Annotated in this window: 10 protein-coding genes; 2 read left to right on the top strand and 8 right to left on the bottom strand. The window is 56.4% G+C overall.

Annotated features, from left to right (window positions below; genetic code table 11):
* Positions 1–18 precede the first annotated feature (18 nt).
* Genes AXG89_RS27115 through AXG89_RS27095 form a run of 5 tightly spaced genes read right to left on the bottom strand, consistent with a single transcriptional unit; the run spans position 19 to position 3927 of the window.
* The gene (locus AXG89_RS27115) at positions 19–678 is read right to left on the bottom strand and encodes a YoaK family protein (RefSeq protein WP_162916147.1); all 660 of its coding nucleotides are present in this window, start codon (positions 676–678) and stop codon (positions 19–21) included.
* The gene (locus AXG89_RS27110) at positions 679–1053 is read right to left on the bottom strand and encodes a DoxX family protein (protein ID WP_062173957.1); all 375 of its coding nucleotides are present in this window, start codon (positions 1051–1053) and stop codon (positions 679–681) included.
* Positions 1053–1916, bottom strand: coding sequence for a sugar phosphate isomerase/epimerase family protein (locus AXG89_RS27105; protein WP_162916153.1), 864 nt, complete (start codon positions 1914–1916; stop codon positions 1053–1055). Before AXG89_RS27105 ends, AXG89_RS27110 begins: the two co-directional genes overlap by 1 nt.
* Positions 1917–1918: 2 nt before the next feature.
* On the bottom strand, positions 1919–2917 hold the full coding sequence (locus AXG89_RS27100) for an alpha/beta fold hydrolase (protein ID WP_062173961.1): 999 nt from the start codon (positions 2915–2917) through the stop codon (positions 1919–1921).
* Between the two features lie 8 nt (positions 2918–2925).
* Positions 2926–3927, bottom strand: coding sequence for a YncE family protein (locus AXG89_RS27095; protein ID WP_082771647.1), 1002 nt, complete (start codon positions 3925–3927; stop codon positions 2926–2928).
* A gap of 471 nt (positions 3928–4398) precedes the next feature.
* Here AXG89_RS27095 and AXG89_RS27090 point away from each other — a divergent pair, with 471 nt between their 5' ends.
* Positions 4399–4938 carry a hypothetical protein gene (locus AXG89_RS27090; RefSeq protein ID WP_062173964.1) on the top strand — a complete coding sequence of 180 codons (540 nt, stop codon included), beginning with the start codon at positions 4399–4401 and terminating at the stop codon, positions 4936–4938.
* Positions 4939–5743: 805 nt separating this feature from the next.
* On the opposite strand, the gene AXG89_RS27085 is transcribed toward AXG89_RS27090, so the two are convergent.
* From AXG89_RS27085 to AXG89_RS27075, 3 genes are all read right to left on the bottom strand, one after another.
* Positions 5744–7711, bottom strand: coding sequence for an AAA family ATPase (locus tag AXG89_RS27085; protein WP_236873521.1), 1968 nt, complete (start codon positions 7709–7711; stop codon positions 5744–5746).
* 67 nt (positions 7712–7778) lie between these two features.
* Positions 7779–8953 (bottom strand): IS3 family transposase gene (locus AXG89_RS27080; RefSeq protein ID WP_119024612.1). Its coding sequence is split into 2 segments (ribosomal slippage): positions 7779–8680 and positions 8680–8953, totalling 1176 coding nucleotides; the frame shifts between segments, so codons are not numbered across the junction.
* Positions 8954–9000: 47 nt separating this feature from the next.
* Positions 9001–9636: a hypothetical protein gene (locus AXG89_RS27075; RefSeq protein ID WP_062173971.1), complete on the bottom strand. Its 636-nt coding sequence runs from the start codon at positions 9634–9636 to the stop codon at positions 9001–9003.
* Between the two features lie 1636 nt (positions 9637–11272).
* Between AXG89_RS27075 and AXG89_RS27070 the strand changes: the two genes are divergently transcribed.
* Positions 11273–17890, top strand: coding sequence for a DUF3320 domain-containing protein (locus AXG89_RS27070; protein ID WP_062173973.1), 6618 nt, complete (start codon positions 11273–11275; stop codon positions 17888–17890).
* The last annotated feature ends 73 nt before the right edge of the window (positions 17891–17963 follow it).

Raw genomic sequence — 17963 nt, 5'->3', positions numbered from 1 at the left:
TTAGTACTACTGCTTCGTTTAATCGAAGCCGGCCCGCAGCGGTTCCCATCTCAATGCAGCCATCGCGAGCAACGATCCGATGATAGGTAAAGGCCACGGTCGATGAATGTCGAGATGTTGCAAAGCTGCTGCAGTGCACGAGCCCGCGAGCAAACTCGCCCACAAAGGTGCCTGAAGAGTCCAAGACAAGTCGGCGCGCCTGCCAGTCACCCAATTGCCGATCCCCTGTCCGAACTTGATAAGTGCACCAGTTACATAGGTCAGGCTCACGCTCATCCCGTTGACCTTTGTCAACGCCGCATTCAACGCACCCATCGCCGGCACGAACGCCAAGCTTGCCACGTGCGGTTGAGCCACTGGTATGCAGAGCATTGCCGATACCGCTGAAACTACCGCAGCGGTACGATGATTCCCGGAGATATTGAACAAAGCTTCTCCGCCTGCGGCTCCGAGAACGAAAAGTCCGACCAGCATGGCAATGTCGACTGAGCGCGCGAAATCGTGACTGCCCAGTAACATGCCGAGCATCGTCGTATTGCCGCTCATGAATGATACGTAAAGACCGTGAAGCTCGACGAAGCCATACACGTCCGTCGCACCCGCCAAAAACGCCATCCCGCCCGCGAGCGCGAGCGCCGACATCACGCTCGTCTCACTGGGGTTGCATCGTGTGGACACCTAGGTCAGCCCTGCAACGAACGCCAATCCGCCGATCACGCCAAGATTAGATGTCCATCCGTCGATTGCGGACATGCGTTTTTCACCGGTCAAGGCCCAGGTGTTCATCAACATGCACGAACTTGCAATCGTAAAGAGGATCAAGGCAATTGCAGCAAGTGGAGCGTGCCACCTGACAATGATAGCGATCCCGGCGAGCATCTCGAACATCGAGCCGGCGAGGAGAGTTGCCGTCGGAAAGGGCACGCCCCGCTCGGCAATCTTCTGCGTCATGGTGGGTAGGACAAAGAAGTGGTGTATGCCACCAATCACGAAGAGAACGCCGACAAGAAAACGGCCGGCCGACAATAAGAACACGGGATTGATAAAAGACATTATGGTGTCTGTTCGCTCTTTGCAGCGCTCGCATACGTCGCGCGTAAAAACGTGAGGCCATCCCTAACCAAATCGTCCGGTGACGCTGCCAGATCGCGCCAGGAACGGGTTGTCGCAGCGAGACCGGGCTGGTTCCAAGCGAAGCTTTCAATCACACACCAGCCATCGTAGCTGACGTCGCGAAGCGCCGTCATGAACGCCGTCCAGTCTGTCTGGCCGGTGCCGGGCGTCCCCCTATCGTTTTCAGCTACGTGCACGTGTCGAAGCCTTCGAGCGGCACTTCGCAAAGTCGCAGCCTGATTCTTCTCCTCGATGATCATATGCGCGCTGTCCAAGAGCAGTCCTATCCGTTCGTCGTCGATCGCGTTGCAGAGCGCTGTCCCGTCAGCGGCGGTGTTGAGAAAGAATGTCTCCCAGCGGTTCACGGGTTCGATCGCCAAGGTGACCTCCAGCCGATCAAGGTCGGGCTTTAATGCCGTGAAAGCGGCGACCGCCCAGGCCCACTCTTGAGATGTCCGTCGTTCGCCGGTGAACCAGCCGACTTTCGCGTAAAGCAAGCCTGCCACGACCCTTGCCCCAATGCGTGCCGCCATAGTGACTGCTTCGCGCAAATAGTCCAGCCCATCGGCACGGGCTTTGGCAGACGGATGGATGATGCTAAGTTCCGGTTCCGGGGGGGCCGTGCAGAGTGTGCAGCCCATATCCAGACGCTCTAATTCGGCCCGGATGTCGTCCGCCGGGAAACCGTCGAAGCCAGAACGCGCGAACTCTATTCCATCTGCACCCAAGCCTTTCAGGTGCTCAATAAGGCCCAGGTCTGCGGCAGCGAAACGATTGGTCCATAGGTAGGTGTTGACGCCCATCCTCATACCGACACCCGACCAGCACAAGCAGAGATCCTCATAAGCTCGGCGACGAACGGTGCCCACAACCGCCCGTCCCGTAAGTTCTGGTGCCCCCTCGAGCCAGGTCCAGGTTCGATCGTAACGGCGCGACCGCTCGGAACGTTCAAAATGGCCCGCTCCAGCACACCGAGCGTAGGAGGATTAAGCTCGTCATCGGCGAAATTTACAGCCAGCAGCGGCGCCGTGATTTTCCCTAACTGCGACGCCGGGTCGTAATCCCACGACGCGTCGAACTCCCATATCATGTCATTGACGTCCTGCGTGTTGATTGCGGTGGCGGCGACGGTTCGAATGTGTTCGTCGGCGGCGGCAACGTTGTCAAACTGCTGTGCTAGGCGCACTGGACTGTCCACAAGCAGTGCGAAGAGGTTCCAAGCCGCACCCAATTCCGCGTGCCCGGCGGCCGTATCCGGCCGGATCATCGACAGCATGATGCGCCGCATCAGCAAATTTCGGCCGGTCAGCTTCTCTGGCAGGCTTGCAATGGGCATGAGCGCGCTCATCATGTTTGGATAGGCTTGGCCCCACATCCACGTCTGCATCCCGCCCATGCTCGTCCCCAATACGAGACGCAAGCGATTGACGCCAAGGTATTGCGTCACCAAGACGTGCTGAGCTCGGACAAGATCGCCGTAGGTGTACTTCGGAAAGCGCGCGCCTAACCCATCGCTCGGCTTGCTCGAATGTCCGTGGCCGATGGCGTCTGGCAGGATAACGAAATGCGTCGCCAGGTCGAGCGGCTGACTCGGGCCGAACAGAGCGTCAGCCGTTTCCGATTGGAGGAACTGTACGCCGCTGCCTGATGTGCCGTGAAGCATGAGTACCACATTGTCGCCCGACGGGGCACGGGATCCGAGCGTTCGGCAGTAAAGACGCACGTTCATGCACTTCCCGCTATCGAACTGGAAGCCATCGACGTCGAACGTCTGCGCAACGGCACGGTGGATCCATTCGTTCATGATCGCTCCTAGAAAAACGACAAGGTCTCGACGCCTTCGCCAACGGGCATGGAGCGCAGCACTTCTGCTGCGTCAAGATCGACGATGCAAAGCGAACCTTCATTCTGGTTAGCAATAAGAACCGTCTTGCAGTCTGCGTGAAACGCCATGTTCATCGGTCCATTGCCGACATGGACGATGCGCTGACGCCCGAGATCGGCGTCGAAAATCGTTGCCAGCGGTTCCTCGAAACTCGTGACGACGAGGTACCTGCCATCGGGACTGTATCGGGCGATTTGCGCGGGTTTGGCGTGCCCGTCGAGCGCAATCGTTCGGGTTACGACATCAGTTGAAGTGTCCACAACGAGGATCTGCGGCGTAGTTGCATTCACCAGGATTACCGTTCGGCCGTCCGGTGACAGTCCGATACCGGCTAGGCCACCCGGCGCCGCAATGCTGCCGACGCGCTTCCGCGCTTTGAGGTCAATGACCGACGCAAATGCATCTTCTTCGTTCTCTGTGTAGAGCTTGGTGCCGTTGGGCAGTACCTCAATACGGTGTGCTTTATTGGAGCCGACTTCGATGACGTCTCGTATTTCCCAGGACCCGACATCCAGATCCAGCACGACACCGCTGTTCTCGCAGACACAATACAACTCGCCTTCGCGGCCCCAGCGAAGGCCGTGGGGCGCGAGATAGGGCGCAGTGCTGATATCGCCTATATGGCGACGGGCCTGGAGATCGAACACGGCGATGAGGTGGCCGGGGTTTGGATTATCGCCATGTTTGCCGTCTCCATAGATTGGAACGTAAGCGGTCTTTCGGTCAGCCGACACAGCGATTTCGTGGACGCGCGGCGCAAACCCTGAAAGCGTCAATACCGTCTCATAGGTCGAGGGATCTAGGAACAGGATCTTGTTGGCGATCTTGTCGACTGCGATCAGACCATCGGCCCCGGTTATGAAATTGGGATCGCGTGACAGTTGGGTCTGTTTCGGACCGGCGGCAGTAGGATTCGTTTGCGTGTTCATGCATTTAGTATGGAAGTGATCGTTTCCTAAATCAAGGTTTATTTGTCATCAATCTTTTTTGCTGAAAAGGGTAATACGGCGCAGTAAGCAGTCGAACGCGAAGGCGGCGGTGCATCGGTAGCAGTCGATTCTGCAGCGGTCTGGCCGCTTACCAAACGTTCACGACCGGCCGTGATGAGCATGCACAAACGTTGAGGGCGGTCACAATCCCTGACGTGGTGTCAGACGCAATGAGGAAATCGAAAAGGTAATGGCGATCGTAAATCCAGCGAAGCAACGGGATTTTACAAGCCGTATATCGAAGGAAAGATTTTTCGGAGGCATCAAAGCTCTTAAAAATGCATCAAAGAAGAGATGAATGTGTGTTTCATTGATAGTTAGTAATCCTGATAACTTTTATTATCGGGATTGCATTTGAAGGGTAAAATAGGGCATTTTCCCATCGCGCTTCTTCGCAGACCCTGAGTTTCCATGACCCAGACCCCGCCCGCAGTCCCGCCAGACAAGGACGCACCGCTCGATCCGGTCACCGCGCGCATCGTCCTGCGCCTGGATGACGCCATTTCGGCATTCCGGGCAGGGGACGGGCCTGCCGCCTTAAATTCGGCCAGTCGCCTGATGGGCGAACTGATGGACGATGAGATTACGAGCGCCGCGGCTCGGCGGGGTGAGCGACCACGCGTTCCTCGACGGCCCGACCGCGTCGAGCTGGCCATTCTCACGGCGCTTGCTGATACGTACGGCAACGAGATTCTGACCAACGCATCGCTCGGTTACGCACTGCGCTTGGTCGCGCAACATGGAGGTGTGGCGCTGGTTCAGCGCGTCTTATGGGGCGAGTCCGCGTCCGATGTGCAACTGGCCACGATGCTTGGTGCGGCCCGCGCAGCATTCACCCAGATCGCCTTCGCGTTCAGTGACGATCTCCTGGCAGAAGCGAACGGTGTGCTGTCCGGATTCCGCCCGCGGCCACCGGGCGGCCCAAAGTCGATCCGAGGCAAGCGTGGCTGAAAATCTCACGCTCACCTACGGCTACACCGCGAAGGATCTCGCGGCGGTGCGCGCGTATGCCATCGCGGCAGCGCCATCCCCACCGGATGAGTTCGGCGAACTGCTCATGTAGGGAATCATCCTGCAAAAAGACAGAGACCTGAGTGCCGAGAAGATTCAAGCATATGCCACGAGATTGGAAGGTTCAGGGATGTCCGCGACGTTGCCGTGGATGACCTCCTGGTTGAATAGCACGCGCTACTATTGAGAGAAGGACTACCAGAAAGCCCACCCATACGCCGAAGAAGCCTTCAATCGAGCCGAATATTGCGCTGGAGCACATCAAACCCTTCTGTTGATGCAATTCATCGATTTGGCTGCGAAGAACGACAAATGGAAAGAGTTCAAGAGTTCAAGAAGAAAGTTCAGTGGGCCGAGTATTTGGGGATTGAACTGAACGGTTTTGAAAAGTCGACAACCACAGGTGACGGGTTGAAGTCCATGTTCGAATTCAACAAGAGAAGCCACTACCTCTATTAGAAGCACGGCAGCCGACACTGACCGGCGGAGCGTTGCCAGCCTATGGTGCGTTCGACTCGACCTGACATGGGCCGACATCGAACCGCGACGTTCATTGTCGACCCGGGCAAACTATGCGCGTGTCACCTCTCCGTAGAGCTCGACTACTGGCCCGTCCGTGATATGCGACAGAAGTTCGGGCAACATCGCTCGAGCTATCAAAGGTGTTCAGTGGTCCGGGACGGCAATCGCATTGCCCTTGAAGCGACTCTCCGTGCACGTGGCCAATCGCCGGACCAAACCAGCTTTATTGGACCGGCCTTTCCGTGAACTCCTTAATCCATGCAATCATCACGTCAACGTCCTTCTCCAACACATCGATATCCGGACATTCGGCGGGAAGCTCGGTAGATTGCGAATGCTCGAAGACCGAATAGCGTGTCATTAGGTCGTCGATCAGGGCGCAGTCATCCGGTTGAATCTTCGAGAGCGTACTGATTCTGTTCTGTGTTGTTACACTGCGCCGAAACCTAACCAATACATCGTTCAGAAGTACCGTCTCAACGCACCGCTCGACGAGGATTCGGACGTCGCTACATATACCTTTTACCTTTTCCTCGTACCCTGCCACATCCGCGTCATCGTGCAGCTTCCGAAGTTGCTTCAACGACTCGTTACGAATGCGATTCAGGGCCTTATCCGGCTTGGCGTCTCTGATATTGATGTCGGCTATTAGTCCGACTGTCTTGCCTAGGCGGCGGAGAGAAAGCGAGTTGAGTTCGATTGGTATCGGCTTTTTTGCTAGCTTGGCCTTGTCTTGTAACTTTTTCACCAATGACTCGACCTGAGCCACCAAAGACAGCCTGTGAGTGAAAATAATCACCTGACGCTCTTGGGCCAGGTCGACAAGCCGCTTGACCACATGCTCTTCGAAGTCTTGGTCGAGCGAAGAAATCGGGTCGTCGAAAACGAAAGGTGTCGGTTGACCCGACCCAGAAATATCAGCTAAGAATGCCGCCATGGCGATGATTCGTCGTTCACCCTCACTCAGGACCGCCTCTGCCTTCACGCCGTCGCCAGTATCTTTTAGCGTGAGCGAAAACGTGACTTTGCCCTTGCCCTGCTGCTTACTCCTGGGTTCGATGGGGATTCGTGAACCGTTGAGAGCCTTCAGTTCTTGCTCGAAGCGTTCTTGATACCCACTTCGCAGCTCCAGTTCCGCCAGCTCGGTGTTCTTCTTGGTCAACGCGGTCGTCGATGCCAGAGAAACTCCCTTCTGGAGTATCGCAAGCGTGTCCAAGCGCTTGACCTCAATTCGAACGGCCTCCTGCTCTCTATTTATCCATTGGCAGGCAACGAGTTCGTTCACGCGGGCCGCGAGTTCCTTACGCTTTCCGTCCTGCAGGAGTTCCTGCAGTGTCTTCTGCTCCGCGAGCAGTGCATCGGACACTACTGTGATGGGTGATTCGACAACAGACCAATCCACGTCAGGCACCGCGTCAGCTGTCACCGCGGTATCTGCCGCGCTTCGCCGCTCTGCTACGACTGTGAGCCAGTCGGTCGCTGCCTTGTGCTCTAACTTGATGGGGGCCGTGGTGACTACCCAAGCCTTCACTTCAGGCAAGCTTGGTAAAGCCTGCTCAAGCTTCTTCAGCGCACGTTCTGCTTCCTGCGCGTCCTTCTCGAGTTCGCCCTTAACAAAGCGCTCGAAATGCGAGAGGCGGTTTTTGGCATCATCGCCTAACAATTGCTGACAGAGGACACATCGCGCGCCACCGTCTATATTGGGGAACTCGGACTCTTTGTAAGCATGAAAAACGGAGAAATCGCGCGCTTTTTCCCACAACTCGTGCCAAGATTCCTGGCCAATCCCATCTACCGGTGAGCCAGCAAATATCTTGGCCGCATCTTCGCCAGCAGCTTTCCGTTTTCGCAGCGCGGCAGCACGCGCGCTAGCCAGCTCAGTCAGCTTGTCGTCGCCCAAGGCCGCCTTCCACGATTGAACCAACGTTTTTACGATGTCGAGGGCTGCAATCTCGCGACCGATAACCTTGAGCCTGCCTGGAATATCCTTCTCCGCAAGCGACGCTTCTCCTGCAATGCGCTCACGGTTCATTTCGTCTGTGTACATGCATGCTGAAGCGATTGCAGCTTCAGTGGTGCCCGCTTTGAGCTTTAAGGCAAACATCGCTGACGTAGTTGCCGCCAGTTCGACCGGTATAACCGGCAGCTTTGTTTGGAGCTTCTCCTTGCGCGCATCAAGCTCGACCGACACTTGGTCACATACCCTGATGAGCGATGAGACGAAGTGAGGTCGGTCGTCAATAGTGGAGAGCAATGGGTTAAGCCGCGAGTCGCGTTTTATAAAATCGCTGCACGAAGGCAGCAGGCGACAGATAGTCAAGACGGGCTTGCTTGCGTTGCCGGTTGTAGAAGATCTCGATGTATTCGGTGATGGCCTGCCGGGCCTCGGCGCGCGTCGTGAACCGGCGGTGATGCACGAGTTCGTTTTTGAGCGACCCCCAGAAGCTTTCCATCGGCGCATTATCGTAGCAATCGCCTTTGCGACTCATGGACATCGTCATGCCGAACTGCTTTGCTAGATCCCGATAGTCATGCGAACAATATTGACTGCCACGATCCGAATGTAGGATCAAACCGGCTGCGGGCCGTTTAAGTGCGACCGCGGCAAATAGCGCCTGCATTACCAAGGTGCGGGTCATACGTTCGCTCATGGCGTAGCCGACCAGCTCGCCGTTGAACAGATCCTTGATGCCGGCTAGATACAACCAGCCCTCATCTGTCCACACGTACGTGATATCGCTCACCCAGGCCTGGTTCGGCATGCTCATGTCGAAGTTGCGTTCCAGCAAATTCGGTGCGACTGGCAAATCGTGCTTCGAATCCGTCGTGTTTCTGAACTTGCGCTTCTGCTTGCAACGCAGTCCCAGCTTGGTGCGAATGCGCCTAATGCGGTGAAGGCCAACGCACACGCCATGATCAAGCAGATCCGCCTGCAATCGCTCGCGCCCATACGTTTGCCGAGTTCGTTCGTGCGCCGCTACAATCTCGATTTCAAGGCGCGCGTTCTCTTGTGCACGTGGCGAGTCGAGCCGTCGGCGCCAAGCGTAGAAACTGCTGGCCCCTAGCTCAAACACACGGCACAGCACGGAAATCGGGTAGTCCTGTCGCATCGTTTCGATCCGGTCACATCTCACCGCGACTCCTTCGCGAAATAGACCGTCGCTTTTTTTAAAATATCGCGCTCCATCGTGACCGTCGCCAGCTCGCGCTTGACCCGCGCCAATTCCGCCTCCAACTCGCTCTGCGGCTTTTGCGTCTCGCCTACCTTCGTTAGCGTCCCTTTTCGCTCGGCAACGACCCACGCGCCAAGCGTTTTAACCGACAAAGATAATCGGCCCGCAACTTCTCGCTGCGACAGTCCATCGACAAGAACGAGCTTCACCGCCTGCTCGCGAAACTCCTTCGTGTAGCGGCCTTTCGGTCCTCGATTCATTTGATCTCCATTTCGCTCATTCTACGAAACATTGATCTCCACTTTCTTCAGCCTATCTCAAAGCGCATGCGCGACGGCTCGTAAGTCGCCTCGTTTTTTTGACCGAAATATAAGGTCGCCACTGTCGAATCGAACACATGGAGATGCCGCAACTGCGGGACAGCGCCTCCTGGCAGCGTCCAGACTCCTTCTTTTTCCTTTTCCCCAACGGAAAGAAAAATGCGGGCGGACGGCTCCGGCTGTTCCTTGCTGAAGACGTTCCCAAGCAGGTCTTCTTTTGCACGAGAGCCACAGATTTGCTTAATCAGGCGCGCAAAGCCGCTCTTTCCTGAACCGTTCGAACCATAGACCAGAGAAATGCTGCTAGTCCCAAAGTCGATGGATGCGCCACTTCTTATTGCGTTCACGCCCGTTACATCACTGATTCGGCGAAGGCGAATAGGCGATTGGCCCTGTGCCTGAACTAGAGTTCCTGGTGCAACGGTTTCAAACTTATCTGCGCCTTGTTTTGACGCTTCAATGACGCACAAGTCTGCTAGTTCGCGGATAGCGTCCGCGTCGGGAAAGGCACGAGTCTGAATCAACTTGGCTGCGGCGGTTTGAAGCCACTTATGGCGCTCTGATAGCCATTGTTCGAAAGGGTCTAAAACAGGGCCAACTGCCGCGTCGTTAATATCGCTCATCTATCTCTCTTTGTTTTTATCGAGAATGTAAGCCTTGGCGACCGAATATGCTGCTACCGCGCTAGAGCACGGCAGACATCGAAGTACGGAAGGTTTATTCAACTCAGCGTCGGCGTTACCCAAGCTAGCGCTTCCCGGAATGCGCCATCAATCATATCGGGAATTTTGAGGCTTAGGTAATTCGCGCTTTGCGTGGCGTACTGTTTTCACCGCAATTTAGGAATGGGCATGTAATTCCGTAGCCCGCAACAATCTGGGTGAATCTTGGTGCTTTGTTCCGTGCAGTTCTTCCTCTCTTGCATTGGATACCCCATTCGACGGTTCGCCCACACAACATCCGGCTGATCGAGCAAGAACCTGTTACAACATTCAGTAGGGGTATGGGCCTGTTCTCGGCGGGAGACCGACAGCGCCTTCGTTTTCACGACGGCTTATCAACTGTCGTTTCACCAGAATGCGAAGAGCAAGTCGCCCACGGTCGATCGGCTTCCCTTTGGAAAGGTCGTCCTGGGCTTGAAGATAGAAGGCTCATGGCTTTACGTTGAGTATCCGGACGCTGACACAGGGAAAATCAAAAGCGGATCAATTGGGCATCCAGCTCCTTCGACAACCACCCGCGCCAGTAATTTTGAGGCTTCGACCCGTGCGCTCGTGTAGTCAGATATTGCTTAATGATTCTTCACGGTTTGCTCCGTCGCTGCGAGTTCGGCTCAACAACAGGTCAGGTCGCCATAGCTCAGCCTCAGCCGCCGTTTGTCATCCCAAGCCAGAACGTACGCGCGATGGCGTGTAAGCAATCGCGCGGTCATCGACGGACGGAATTCGTACCGCTTTCGGCGGAATGTCGACAATGTGGATTTGCCATCGTCTGACGCGGGTCTTTCGTATTGAGTGAGATTACGTCCGGTCTTATGGCCCGCGAATAGACGGTCTCGGTATGCGTCATATAGCGAGGCTAGTCCGTGGCACTTGCAAAATGTTGTCGCCGAGCTAGTACGAGCGAAGTGAAGCAGTTCTTCCAGTTTTGCAAGTAATGGAGCGGACCGGAAGGCTGCGACCGGCTGCGTCTTCGGTCCGAAGCGAGCATATGAACTCGCGGCGCCCGAACGCGGACCGTAGTTGCAAGTGAATCGACCGCTGAAAATATGGGATATGCGAATCCGAGCGCACGGGAATATGCATTTTCTGAGACATGGTGTGTTCCGTCGGCTGTATCGCAACTATCGTATGCCTTTTCTTACAAGTCTTGTAATGCACGCCCAAGTGTGCGGCTGCTTTGCAAGCCGTCTATACCCACAAGTCAGCCCTAATGTTCTCGGCTTTAGCGCCGATAACCAGGGTGATACGCTGTCGAGCCGAAGCATGCGTAGCGGCTCTGTCATCCACAGAAAGTGGCGGCATTGTTTGTCTCCGGAACCTTTGAGCGAGTTGAAGATGGCATTTGTGTCCTTGCGTATTCGGCGGCCTGAATTGAATTTAGGGTAAACGCGGAGACTAGGAACAAACAGGTGTTCCTTGCCGGCGCCGATTCCATGAAAAGCCCGTATTCTGCGTGCCTTCTCGGCATATGGGTCACGGCTAGCTGACGACATAATCAAACTGATAGAAGACATACAAGCACAGCGATGGGGGCCAGATGGACGAGAGTATTGTTGAGCCGGCAGAAACGCCGGAGGAGCCGCATTGCGTGCAGATTAAAGCCACGCTCGCTGGCAAGATAAATCTGGCCGACTTCCAGAACGCCGTCCCTATTGTCCACGAACTCTCGCTTGCCAATGAGACCGACGACGATATCGAGCAGTTGAGGCTAACCGCATCGTCGGAACCCTCATTTTTCAAACCGAAGACGTGGCACTTGGACCATATCGCGGCTGGGACGGATGTGCGCATTCGCGACCTCGACCTGTCGTTGGACGGGGCGCTTCTAGGTCGGTTGACCGAATCGGAACGGGCGGTCATAACCTTCAGGCTTACGACGGGGTTGGTAGAGCCTGTTGAGCTCGCCTCGCTTGAATCTACCGTTGAACTGTTGCCGCGCAATCAATGGGGCGGCCTCTCGGCTTTACCTGATATGGTCGCGGCATTCGTTCAACCGAATGAACCAGCGATAGAGCGGGTTTTGAAGAAAGCCGCAGACGTACTCCACAAAGCCGGCAAGTCGGGCGCGATTAACGGGTATCAGGAAGGGCCGCGCCGGGCCTGGGAATTGGCTTCCGCTATATGGAGCGCAATTGGGTCGATGGGGCTCGATTATGCGGTGCCCCCGGCTAGCTTCGAACAGTTCGGACAGAAAGTACGCAGCCCCAGTCAGATTGTCGACTCGGGCCTTGGCACTTGTCTCGACCTCGCACTATTTGTGTGCGCTGCGCTTGAGCAGGCAGGACTCAACGCTGTCCTTGTCTTTACTGACGGTCACGCGTTCCCGGGCGTCTGGCTGAAAGCGGAAGAGTTCTCGACCTCTGTTGTCGATGATGTGACTGCACTACGCAAACGTGTGAAGCTGAAGGAAATGGTCGTATTCGAGTCGACGATGCTCACGCACCGACCTTACCCGGCTTTCAGCTTCGCCATCGGGAATGGTGACGAGCAAATCTCCGAGGAAGCCGAACGCAGTTTTCACATGGCTGTTGACATTCGCCGCGCTCGACTGCAACGCATCAAGCCGCTTGCCAGCGAGCAGGTGGTTGAGCGAGGGACGGCTGGCACGGAAGGAACAAATTTGGAACGCGGACTTGAGGATTCTCCGGAGTTGCCAGAAGACCTGGAGAATTCTGCGGACGACAAGGCTGTCGAACGCCCAGAGGACCGACTGATCCGCTGGCAGCGGAAGCTTCTTGACCTGTCGCTTCGAAACAACCTGCTGAGCTTCAAGGCTGGCAAGAAATCATTGAAGCTGGATGCACCTGACCCGGGTCACCTTGAGGATATTCTAGCCGAAGGTCACGTCATCAAGTTGCTTACGCGCCCGGACTTAATGGATGGGAACGACCCTCGTAGCCAGGCAATTCACGAAGCGCGTGAGCGCGAAAACATCCGGCGTTCCCACGCGTTAGATGCTTTAAAGCGCAAAGAGGTTTTTGTCGGACTGTCGCCGGACGAGATGGACACGCGACTCGTTGAGCTTTTCCGTACCTCGCGTACCAATTTGCAGGAAGGCGGCTCTAACACGTTGTACTTAGCGCTGGGCTTCCTGTCCTGGACTCGTGACGCGAAAGATGACAAGAAGTACCGGGCGCCACTTATCCTGGTCCCAGTGTCGCTTGAGCGACGCAGCGCCCGCTCCGGGTTCAGCCTCAAGTTGCACGACGACGAGCCGCGCTTCAACCCGACCCTTATCGAAATGCTGCGTCAGGATTTCGAACTGGAACTGGGCATCCAGGACACGGAGTTGCCGAAGGATGATTCCGGTTTGGACGTCGCGGGCATATGGAAGACGGTCTCCAGCGCTATCAAGGACATCAAGGGATGGGAAGTCGTTGAGGACGTTGTCTTGGCTACCTTTTCGTTCGCAAAGTACTTGATGTGGAAGGATTTGACGGAGCGAACCGAGCAACTAAAGCTGAACGCGGTCGTGCGGCACCTCATCGAAACGCCGCGCGATTCCTATGAGAGCGCGGTTGAGTTTCCGGACGCGAGAAGACTCGACGTGGAGCTTCCGGTGGAGAGCACTTTCTGCCCGCTGCCGGCCGACTCGTCGCAGCTTTCAGCAGTCGTGGCAGGAAGCAAGGGGAAAGACTTTGTTCTCATCGGACCTCCGGGAACGGGGAAGAGCCAGACTATCTCGAATCTGATTGCTCAATGTCTGGCGGAAAAAAAGCGTGTGCTCTTTGTTTCGGAGAAGATGGCGGCGCTAGATGTAGTGTATCGCCGACTCGCCGAAGTGGGTCTTGGCAACTTCTGCCTCGAACTACATTCCAACAAAGCACGTAAGACGGAAGTTCTCGAACAGCTGCGTACATCGTGGGATTCTGCTGCCGCTCTGGAACCTGATGAATGGCATGCGGAAGCTGCACGGCTTGAGGGATTGCGAAATCAGCTAAATGGTTATGTCGAACGTTTGCATCTTCGATACCCGAACGGGCTAAGCGTCTACGAGGCGATTGGACGCGTCGTTGCTTGGCATGACATGCCAGTTCTACAGCTCTCATGGCCATCTGCTAGGGTTCACGATTCAGTTGCAATGCGAACGCTGCGTGAGACGGCCGAGCTGCTGGATGTTCACGCGAAATTGATGGGAGAGGGGCAGTTGACGTCGAGCCCACTCGCTCACGTGGTTCAGACTGAGTGGTCGCCGCTGTGGCAAGCCGCGCTGCTAGATTCGGCTCGTGCCATTGGCCCGGGGGTCGCCCGTTTCGAAGCGGCAACTGAGCAACTGAGGGTCGCCATCGGTTTACCGCCACCTGTTCTCGACACCCGTGTTAGGGAAGGCCTGCGCCTCATGGCTGCGACTCTGCCGTCTGCGTCTGGGCACGATTGGCAGTTCGTTCTGCGTCCGGATGCAAAAACAATTGCAGACTATCTGCGCGTCGCGAAACCATTGGTCGAACGACACCGCGAACTGCACGCTTCACTTTCAGCGCCGCGGGGCAACCAGGTCTTGGAGGATGTGCGACAAGGTATCGTTCAGCTCACTCGTTATCACGAACTTCATTCGCAGCTTTCCCAGCCGTGGAACAAATCGCTAAGGTCACGGCTTTCCGCCGGCATTGAGCTGCTGCGAAAGCGCCAGGACGTGGTTGACCAACTGTCACTCAAATACAAAGACGGTATTTCGACGGCAACGGTTCAGCAACTCCAGCTCGAGTGGCGGGAGCTGCAGGATTCGTCCTGGCCGATGAGCATGATGCGCCGCCGCTCGCTTTTGAAGAAACTCGTGGACCTGTCGACCGGCGGAGGCGAGCCCGACATTGGCGGTGACATCGAACGTCTCAAGCAGATTGATTCACTTCAAGAAGAAATTAAAGCGCTCGACGAACTGTCGTTGCCGACATCGGGCGCATGGCTGGGACTGAAGACGGAACTTGATGTCGCGCGGGCTTCCCTTGGCTTCCAAACTGCCCTCGAACAGGCTCGCATACGCGCGGCTTGGGAAGATGTTGGGCTTGACCCGGTTAGCCGGGGTCAGTGTGGCGAGACGGCGCGTGAAGACCTCGCTCGCATCAGAGAACTTCGTCAGATTGACCAGTTAATCAATCGCCTTTCCGGACTCGAGGAACAGACAGACGGCGTTTGGGTTGGATATAAAACGGATTTGGCTGTCGCGAAGACATACGTCGTCTTTCAGGGTGCGCTGGCAGCAGCAGTGGCTAGCAGCTATTGGCAGGACGAGGACTTCAGCGTTATCGAACGCGGCAGTGCTGGTGCCGTCGCGTCGGCGGACCTCAAGAAGATGCGCGACGTGGTTGCGCTCGGTGCTCGTCTCAAGGAGTTTGACGACCTCCCCGCGAAGACCGGCGGACTATGGAACGGTCTGCAGACAAAATTGGAGGCAATCGAACCAGCGCTTATTTTCTTCGAGGCGCTATCGGGCGCGCTTGCATTGATGGCAAATTCGCCTGATGCGCTGGCGGCGGTAAAGAGCCCGATTGCATTGCTGCTGGGCGATAGTAATGTTCTGCTTGAGCCGACGGGCGCGATTGCGGCTGCCGGGCGTATGTATGCCGAGGCACTAAAGGGGTTTAATCAGGCAGTGACGCAATTCACAGTCGCGAGCGGCTTGCCGAGTTCTGATGTCGCGACTCTGGGTGCACTTATCCCTACCGCACTGGCCGCACGTGCAAGCGACGTCTTGGCTAGCTCGAATCGGTTGAATGCCTGGTGTGCGTGGCGTAAGACCCGCGCATCGGCTCTTGCGTTGGGGCTTGCTCCGCTCGTGGCTGGTGTTGAACAAGGCGCAGTCCGGTTGGAGCGCGTGAAGGAGGCGTTTGAGACCGATTACTGCCGATGGTGGTTGAACGCGGTCGTCGACGTCGACGACGTGTTGCGTACATTTGTTTCCGCAGAGCACGAGAAACGCATTCGGGATTTCCGTGAGCTTGATGAACGGTTCATTGGCCTAACTCAGGCATGGGTACGTGCGCAGCTGTCCGCGGGACATCCTTCACCGGACCGTGTCTCGCGAGGCTCTGAATGGGGCCTATTGCGCTACGAGATGCAAAAGAAGACTCGGCACCTGCCTCTGCGGGAATTGATGTCTCAGGCCTCGAGTGCAGTAATGCGCTTGACGCCGTGCCTTTTAATGAGCCCGTTGTCGATTGCACAGTATTTGCCAGCTGAAACAGCAAACTTTGACGTTGTCATCTTCGACGAGGCATCACAGATTCCAGTGTGGGACGCTATTGGCGCGATGGCGCGTGCGAAGCAGGTCATCATGGTTGGCGACCCCAAACAGCTGCCGCCGACGAGTTTCTTTGACCGCGCGGAATCGGACATTGACGACACGGACGTCGAGACCGAACTGGAGAGTATTCTCGAAGAGTGTATCGGTGCCAATCTGCCGACCATGAAGTTGTCGTGGCACTACCGTAGCCGCCACGAAAGCCTGATTGCATTCTCGAATCATCGCTACTACGACGGAGGGTTGGTGACATTCCCGAGTCCGGTCACAAACGACCGTGCTGTCAGCTTCACTCATGTTGCAAATGGTCAGTACGAGCGCGGCGGCGCGCGGACAAACAAGCCAGAAGCCAAAGCCCTTGTAGCTGACCTAGTCGGCAAGATGAAAGCACCTGGTTTCCACGACAGCGGCTTGACCATCGGTGTCGTGACGTTTAATTCTGAACAGCAATCGCTCATTGAGGATTTGCTCGACGAAGAACGCCGCAGGGACCCCTCCATTGAGCACTTCTTTCTCGAAACGCAGCTCGAACCAGTGTTTGTGAAAAACTTGGAGAGCGTGCAGGGCGACGAGCGGGACATCATGTACTTCTCAACGACCTACGGCCCGGGGGTTGACGGAAACATGCCGATGAACTTCGGCCCCATGAATCAGCAGGGCGGCGAGCGCCGGTTAAATGTCGCTATTACCCGTGCAAGACAGGAGCTTCGTGTTTTCAGTAGCTTCCGTCCGGAGCAGATGGACTTGTCGAGAAGCCAGGCCCTCGGGGTTCGTGACTTGAAGCACTTCTTGGAGTTCGCAGACCGTGGTGCGCGTGCGTTAGGCGAGGCCGTCGCAGGCAGCCTCGGAGACTTCGAGAGTCCGTTTGAGAAAGCAGTATCGAACGCGCTCACCGAAAGGGGGTGGACTTTGCATCCGCAAGTCGGCGTCTCTGCATTCCGGATTGACCTTGGCGTAGTCGACCCGGACGCACCTGGACGATACCTCGCCGGTGTCGAGTGCGATGGCGCGACCTATCATCGTTCGGCAACCGCACGCGACCGCGACAAATTGCGTGAGCAAGTCTTGCGCGGGCTAGGCTGGGACATTCTGCGTATCTGGTCGACCGACTGGTGGATTGATATGCAGGGAACCCTCGAAAAGATTCATCGCCAGCTTGAGGAACTGCTCGCCGAACAGCGGGCGAAGCGAGCGCAGACCGAGCAGGAGGCGACAGTCCTTGCGGAGCAGGTCATCGCGGACGTTATGGCAATGCCGGATGAACAGGTGGGTCACTCGGCCGAGGCGGCCCATATTTCGTCGGACGTCGATGCCGCAGTTGACGCTACCGTGCTTCCTGTCACTTACGCTCGAAATGCCTCCGTTTCAAATCTAGCCGACTCGGTTGAGGAACGTTTCGTTGAGGTCGATTTGACGCTCGAGGGTTACGCCGTTGATGCTAACGCCTTCTTCGACATCGTCTATAACCCGACGCTTTTGCGCTTGATTGAGCACGTCGTACGAGTGGAAGGACCAGTTCGCGACGAAGTCCTCGCGCGTCGCATTGCACGGGCTCATGGCTGGGTTCGGACGGGCGCGAAAATCCAGGACCGGGTCGTACGCTTGGCTTTGCAGCACTGCAGCAGCGACCCAGAGGATGTAGGCACGTTTTTCCGTGCAAAAGATGATTTCGCCGAAACGCAGATTCGATTCAGACGACCCGTCGATGGCACAGCACGGTCAGTCGATGAGGTTTCGCTTGCTGAACTTCGCGCACTCGCGTTTGACATGATGCGAGTGGGGCACGACAAAGAATCTGGCGTGCCGGCGATGGCCCGGGAAGTTGGGCTTCGCAAACTTAACGCGGGCAGCAGAGCGCGCCTGGAAATGGCTTGGCTAGATGCGACGAAGGCCATCTCTCCGAACGCTGAAGCTTGAGACTAAATTGGCCCGACGGCCGGCACATTAAGTGTACGGCCGTCGGAACAACGGGCAGAATTTTGCCTTGTCG

It is taken from the genome of Burkholderia sp. PAMC 26561 (assembly GCF_001557535.2).
GTDB lineage: Bacteria > Pseudomonadota > Gammaproteobacteria > Burkholderiales > Burkholderiaceae > Caballeronia.
This window is presented reverse-complemented; position numbering and strand designations above follow the sequence as displayed.

Bases quoted from the DNA above. Each gene is read 5' to 3' on its own strand.
- AXG89_RS27110 (WP_062173957.1), bottom strand. From the start codon at position 1,053: ATGTCTTTTATCAATCCCGTGTTCTTATTGTCGGCCGGCCGTTTTCTT.
- AXG89_RS27105 (WP_162916153.1), bottom strand. From the start codon at position 1,916: ATGGGCGTCAACACCTACCTATGGACCAATCGTTTCGCTGCCGCAGAC.
- AXG89_RS27100 (WP_062173961.1), bottom strand. From the start codon at position 2,917: ATGAACGAATGGATCCACCGTGCCGTTGCGCAGACGTTCGACGTCGAT.
- AXG89_RS27095 (WP_082771647.1), bottom strand. From the start codon at position 3,927: ATGAACACGCAAACGAATCCTACTGCCGCCGGTCCGAAACAGACCCAA.
- AXG89_RS27090 (WP_062173964.1), top strand. From the start codon at position 4,399: ATGACCCAGACCCCGCCCGCAGTCCCGCCAGACAAGGACGCACCGCTC.
- AXG89_RS27075 (WP_062173971.1), bottom strand. From the start codon at position 9,636: ATGAGCGATATTAACGACGCGGCAGTTGGCCCTGTTTTAGACCCTTTC.
- AXG89_RS27070 (WP_062173973.1), top strand. From the start codon at position 11,273: ATGGACGAGAGTATTGTTGAGCCGGCAGAAACGCCGGAGGAGCCGCAT.